The 3,768-nt window shown below is 34.1% G+C and carries 5 protein-coding genes; 2 read left to right on the forward strand and 3 right to left on the reverse strand.

What is annotated here, in order from left to right; genetic code table 11:
• Together AC1DG9_RS26120 and AC1DG9_RS26125 are read left to right on the forward strand one after the other, a co-directional pair.
• The coding region (locus AC1DG9_RS26120; protein WP_477635578.1) for a hypothetical protein at nt 1–465 on the forward strand (465 nt) is incomplete at its 5' end.
• A 262-nt stretch (nt 466–727) separates the two neighbouring features.
• Nucleotides 728–1,135, forward strand: coding sequence for a DUF3997 domain-containing protein (locus tag AC1DG9_RS26125; RefSeq protein ID WP_172662693.1), 408 nt, complete (start codon nt 728–730; stop codon nt 1,133–1,135).
• Nucleotides 1,136–1,276: 141 nt separating this feature from the next.
• Here AC1DG9_RS26125 and AC1DG9_RS26130 read toward each other — a convergent pair whose 3' ends face one another.
• The 3 genes from AC1DG9_RS26130 to AC1DG9_RS26140 all read right to left on the reverse strand — a co-directional run bounded on the left by AC1DG9_RS26130 (nt 1,277) and on the right by AC1DG9_RS26140 (nt 3,286).
• The gene (locus AC1DG9_RS26130; RefSeq protein ID WP_172662694.1) at nt 1,277–1,558 is read right to left on the reverse strand and encodes a hypothetical protein; all 282 of its coding nucleotides are present in this window, start codon (nt 1,556–1,558) and stop codon (nt 1,277–1,279) included.
• A gap of 182 nt (nt 1,559–1,740) precedes the next feature.
• Nucleotides 1,741–1,965, reverse strand: a complete 225-nt coding sequence (locus AC1DG9_RS26135) for a hypothetical protein (RefSeq protein WP_172662695.1) — start codon at nt 1,963–1,965, stop codon at nt 1,741–1,743.
• Between the two features lie 343 nt (nt 1,966–2,308).
• On the reverse strand, nt 2,309–3,286 hold the full coding sequence (locus AC1DG9_RS26140) for a serine hydrolase domain-containing protein (protein ID WP_477635579.1): 978 nt from the start codon (nt 3,284–3,286) through the stop codon (nt 2,309–2,311).
• Nucleotides 3,287–3,768: the final 482 nt, after the last annotated feature.

Here is a 3,768-nt window from a genome sequence, read left to right on the forward strand (position 1 = left end):
CTATTACTTCCATGTTTTATACTATTTTCTATTGGACTAAAAGGCCAGGCTAGTAAGAATGAAAAATATAAGCCGGTTAATATTGATTCGTTGCTAAAAACTCCCGTGATCTTACCAAAGGAAGGGTATTCTATTACTAATATTCAGTTTACGGCGAACTATGATAAGAACCTGGGCGCAATTTCAGGCGTACATAGACACCGATTTCTAATGTTTCAGCGTCAACACCCGGAAGTAATGTGGCAATTTGCGGATGACAGTGGTCAATTTAAAGTTGGAGATAGTTCATTATATATCCCGATAGGTGGTGAAGATAGAAGATTATTCAACCTGATATGGGACTCATGGGGAGATCAATTCGGGCCAAAAGTAATATTACATGTCCAAATGCTAATTGGTAAATTTGAAAGATATGGCATTACCAGAGACTTTATCATAAGAGATATAATAATGCCAACCGAATAACTTACGCGTATGAAATATTTTTTAATTGGGGTTCTGTGTTTCGCATTAATGTCTGCACTACCATTACTATGGAATCATTTCTCATTTGTCGAATTAGGCTTTCCATTCCCTTACTTGCAAAAAAAGACTTTCGAGGGGATAGATGGAAGTGCTTTCATGATCTCTTTTATATTAGTAAATTTACTATACGATTTAGCCATCGTAGCTATTTTCGTTTGGATACTGACTTATCTCAAAACAACTATTAAGAATTATAGTTGAAATGAAAATAAGTAAGCTTTTTATAGTTTTATACGCGCTACTAATATCGTCATGTGTCGGTAGTGAATTTCAACGACAAAAAATACTAGGAAATTATTTTATTACAACTACAGATAATTATAATAGAGATATTTACATAGGTTATAAATTAGAAACAGGTGATTTTGTAGGGGTTTTATCTTCTAAGATTATTGAAATTGGAAATAATGAAGAGTTTATAATTGCTAAGCAATCAAAAGATTTCAATAATAAATCTGACCTTAATTATTATATTATTAAAAAAATGGAAAAGACAATCACTCCTGAAAATGGCGTACTAGGTCCATTTGCTAAAGAGGAATTTCAAATTAAAATAGAAGAATTAGGGCTGAAGAAGGTTGAATTTAAAAGGGTGTCCAAAGCAAATTAGATTTAGACATTACAATTGTATAAAAAGTGAAGTACAACCATTATGAATAAACCATGATTTTGAATCAGGCTATCGAAAGCAAGTTATTGGAATCAAGAAATTCCGAATATGTAGGATGATGGCGACATTGAATACATGTAATCAGGTACATTTATAAAACAGCCGTTCAATAAGATATCCGTATATCAAGACATTTACTCCCAGCAAAACAAAAAAAACGTATTCATTGTCTCCCATAACATTCCAAAGTAAAGTATGTGTCGGAAATCTAAGTACATAAAATAATTTTGAAAGCGTTAATACTGCCAAACTGCCTCCGCTTGTTCCTTCTTCTTCGGCACCTACAGCAACAAAGCTAACAGCGGTTAAAATCCCAAGAAAAATGATTGAAATCAGCAGTATTTTTAAGTTTATTTTTTTCATGAAAGCAATTTCTCGGGAAATATATAAAAATAGGTATTTTACACTATTTAGTCGGGTCAAACTCCACAATCCATTCAATATAATATTTATCTCTAAATATTCCGGCGTATATACCCCAAGAACTGTCGCCAACGGACCCTTCAAGTCCCATATATTCTAAAACAAGCCGAGCATATTGTCATCTAATTTTTAATATAGATTTCGGCTAAACCTGTCTTTTTAATCTTGCAGGTTATTAAATAATATATAATAATAAATGCAATCAATGGGGTAAGGAAAAGCCCAAGCAAAATAACACCACCAAAACCTATGCGCGTATCTCTACCATAACGTCCTAATGCCCATAGCATAGCAATAGCAACTAGAATTAATACAATTTTACCAGTACCGATAGAAGCGAATAACATACGTTTAAAATTTAGATTTATAATTACTAATAATCCTGATTCACTTTTAAATCATTAGACCATTACTAATCATTAGACTGTTAAATGCGCAAGTTATACTCAGCATATTATCAACTTTACTAATGAATCGCAGTGATTAAATTATTACCCAAGCTATGACCTGTATTTGTATTGTTCGTTAGAATAACCACAGCTATTTGCCTACTCAGATCTATGCAAATACTGCTGAGATAACCACCTGTTCCGCCAGTATGAGTCATAACGTTTTTGTTATCTGGCAAATAATACCAACCTAGTCCAACTATATCCGGTTTTTTATCAAAAGTGACCTGATGTATTAATTTTATAGCTGTATCAAGAGTGGGACTAGAAGAGAATCAAACAATACACCTATTAGCCCGACGCCTAAATTGCTATATCCATACTTTACGCCTGGCACTGTTGTTTGTTTAAAATGCTTTAGAAGCGAAAACAAGTCCTTAACCTTATAGTTACCATAAGGCTGATTGGCATCAATAACCGTAGCTCCCAGATTGTCGGCATCCCTTGGTAAACCAGAGGTATGATTGGCAAGTTCTTTAAATGTTATCTTTTGTAACGCAGGGTTTTCAGCCACAGAATCTGGTAGAAACTTGGTAATTGATGTTTCAAGAGTTAGTTTTTGCTGATGAACTGCCAGAGCAAGCAGGGTAGAGGTAAATGTCTTAGTTATAGAACCAATATCATATAGTGTATGATTATCGGGCAGACTTTTCGTGTCCATTTTGCGCTCACCGTAATTATAAAAGTAACTCTTCCCTTTATAAAGAACACCTGTACTTACCCCAACATTACCTTTAGTTTGGATGTAGGTGGAAACCACCTTATCAACAGTACTATCCAGGTGGTTGATTAATTTGTTGTCGGTAGCTACTTTGTGTGTTTTCTTTGCCGTTTCTGTGGATGACAGAGCGGCAAATGTATTCATCTTGCCGTCTTTATCCAGATTACCAAACATAATCTGCAGGGGTATTTTTCCAGTCACTTTGTATATCCCAATTGAATCTTTCCAGCTTACTAAGCTTAGATTTTTTAAGGGTAACAATCCCGAGATCTGTTTTTTGTAAATACTAGCCCATCTGACTACTGGAATTTGTTTTCGGAGGGTTTCTCCAAATAGTAAATAAACGCTGTCTGGCTTATTCTCATTCATATAACGAATCGTCAACTTAGCAATAGCAGTTGTTTTTTGTTCCGAACCTGTGGGCTTGCAGCTGGCTAAGCCTAGCGTTAAAAGGAAAGAGATGTGAATGATGAGATGACGACGATTTATAGTTGGCATTGAATGATCGCGTTAAAAAGGTAAACATTAGAGCTACTTACTAAAGTAAACAAAGTAAGTGATAAAAGGGCTTACTAAAACCAGGCAAAACTCTATGTGGTATTATATTTTTAAATATAGTATATTTAAAAATGCCTCTCAATCAACCACTCATGAAAATCGCACTATTACTTCAATGTTTTATACTGTTGTCTATTGGACTAAAAGGCCAAACCAGCAAGAATGAAAAATACAAGCCAGTTAATATAGATTCCCTGCTAAAAACTTCTGTGATCCTACCAAAGGAAGGGTGTAAATGTTTGTTTAAATAAGATTGAATACTATTTCAAATGTTCTTCAACCTTATTCTTGAACTCCAATGTATCAGACGCATCATTAAAACAGTAGTAATCGATCGGTAAGTTCATAGGCATAGCAAGATATGATATTGTAATCCGTAACGCTTTTCGAATTGTTCATAATTATTTTCATATCCAAAAACA

The sequence above is a fragment of the Pedobacter sp. 05L430 genome (genome assembly GCF_056397585.1).